3 protein-coding genes are annotated in these 2,402 nt (G+C 66.0%); all 3 read right to left on the reverse strand.

Going from position 1 to position 2,402, the window contains the following annotated elements:
• The coding region (locus QFW77_RS13230) for a DUF6708 domain-containing protein (protein ID WP_280575242.1) at positions 1-1,085 on the reverse strand (1,085 nt) is incomplete at its 3' end.
• Positions 1,082-1,648, reverse strand: a complete 567-nt coding sequence (locus QFW77_RS19155; protein WP_425603329.1) for a contractile injection system protein, VgrG/Pvc8 family — start codon at positions 1,646-1,648, stop codon at positions 1,082-1,084. The genes QFW77_RS13230 and QFW77_RS19155, both read right to left, overlap by 4 nt.
• Positions 1,649-1,736: 88 nt before the next feature.
• Positions 1,737-2,402: DUF6708 domain-containing protein (locus QFW77_RS13240; protein ID WP_280575209.1), on the reverse strand; the 666-nt coding region annotated here is incomplete at its 5' end.

The following is a 2,402-nucleotide window of genomic DNA, read 5'->3' on the forward strand; positions in this document are numbered from 1 at the left end:
GCCCCCACTGTCATGATCAGGAACATGCTGCCGTAGATCAGCGTGGAGAACGCCGCGGCTGCCAGCCACCGTCGCCGCAGATGCGGCAGCCGGCCGGTCCAGGCCTGCTGCTCCTCCGCCGTGGGCGCCCGCGTCCGATAGGGGTTCTCGCCCTCCCACTGCATCGCTTCACGCAGCTCGGGCGGGTACTCCGGCCGGGGGGCGGTGCGCTGCACCCACAGCGCACAGCGTTCGGTCCAGTAGCTCACTCCGCCCCAGAACCAGGTGTAGATCTTGTTGAATACGCCTGGCTTCAGCCGATGATGTTCATCGACCATATCCTGCAGCAGCAAACGATCCATGCGGGCATGGTCGGCACGCGCGTCCTGCAGCGGCGGCATCGGGTCGATCGGCGGCAGCGCGTCGGGGGTACCGTCCATATAGGTGCGAATGAACTCCCACACCTGCTCCGGGCGCTCGGCCGGGAACAACGGCGGCGCAGGATTGACCTGATCGGCGATCCGCCGGGTGCCCGGGACCAGCTTCGCCAGTCCCAGCACGAAGAACGTCGCCGACCCGGCCGTGGTGACGATGGCCGAGCGGAAGACCGCCGGATGCAATTCGTCGTAGTCGAGCACCATCCATCCGCGCTTGCGGTCAACCCAGACGTAGAACTTGCGCAAGGTGCGGCTAAGGATAACGGGTGGTGCCAGCGGCATGCGAGCAGAGCGATACGCCCACGTAAACGGGCAAATAATCACCAAGAACGTCACCGCCAGCATAACCAAACCTGGAACAACGTCTTCACCGCCATTCGTGAGGGACTCGACTACAAACCCAGCCGTGCCGGGAATGAACATCAATGCCGACACGGCTAAAAACCACGCCCCATAAAAGAGCCCCATCCCACGATTTGACACACTGGCATGGGGCACGAACTGGATATAGGCGGGATTGAGCGCTTGGACCGCGCCATGTGCGCGGGGGGGTTGTTCCGCCGGGGCAGAGCCGCGAGGTAGCAACAAGCCCCAGCCGCCCCCCTGGTCGGGGAGCTCCTTCATCCCGAGCAAAAGGTCGCGCGCCGCCTTGTTGGTACTTCGGCTCATCGACGCGCCACCGGGAAGCGCAGCATCGTCTCCAGCGCTGGCAGCTGGAGCCGGTCGGGCCGATACACAAGCTCCATGCCAAAGTCATCCACGTGCACAAACTGCTTGCCGTCGCCCAGCAGGCGCCCGAGGAAATTGCGGATACCGACGTCGAAGCCGCCACTGCCCCTCATGGGCAGGGCCCTTTTTGGGACATTCGCGTCTACTTCTAGGGACTGCTCCACCGAATAGCGCATCGCGCCCGCGTCGGCGAAGGCGTCGCCGTGGTCGGCCAACACCAGCGTATGGCTGCCGAACGTGTCCGACTCCGGATCCGCATCGTGTTCGAACCCGCCGTAGATGCCCTCCTCCGCCAGCAGCCGCTGCAGGAAGGCGTGGTCGCTCTCCTGGTACTGCGTGGTCAGGCTGCGCCGGGCGTAGCGCTCGCGGTCGGCCAGCTCCCAACGCCATGCCGGCGCCAGCGACCCGGCCTCGGCATAGTCCGCGAACAGATCCTCGACGCTCTCCACCACCGTCATGTCCTGGAACATGTAGCCTTCCACGCGCTGGCGCAAGAACGCCACAGCCACGGTTCCAGCAGCAGCCGGTAGCGCGCCAGGCCGCCGTTGCTGCCCGGCGCTCGAGCGCGGTGACGTGACCGTGGAACGGGCGCTAGGAACCGGACTCCAGCCATGCCCCCACTGTCATGATCAGGAACATGCTGCCGTAGATCAGCGTGGAGAACGCCGCGGCTGCCAGCCACCGTCGCCGCAGATGCGGCAGCCGGCCGGTCCAGGCCTGCTGCTCCTCCGCCGTGGGCGCCCGCGTCCGATAGGGGTTCTCGCCCTCCCACTGCATCGCTTCACGCAGCTCGGGCGGGTACTCCGGCCGGGGGGCGGTGCGCTGCACCCACAGCGCACAGCGTTCGGTCCAGTAGCTCACTCCGCCCCAGAACCAGGTGTAGATCTTGTTGAATACGCCTGGCTTCAGCCGATGATGTTCATCGACCATATCCTGCAGCAGCAAACGATCCATGCGGGCATGGTCGGCACGCGCGTCCTGCAGCGGCGGCATCGGGTCGATCGGCGGCAGCGCGTCGGGGGTACCGTCCATATAGGTGCGAATGAACTCCCACACCTGCTCCGGGCGCTCGGCCGGGAACAACGGCGGCGCAGGATTGACCTGATCGGCGATCCGCCGGGTGCCCGGGACCAGCTTCGCCAGTCCCAGCACGAAGAACGTCGCCGACCCGGCCGTGGTGACGATGGCCGAGCGGAAGACCGCCGGATGCAATTCGTCGTAGTCGAGCACCATCCATCCGCGCTTGCGGTCAACCCA

This window comes from Luteimonas endophytica (assembly GCF_029887875.1).
In the GTDB taxonomy this organism is placed as follows: Bacteria; Pseudomonadota; Gammaproteobacteria; order Xanthomonadales; family Xanthomonadaceae; genus Luteimonas; species Luteimonas endophytica.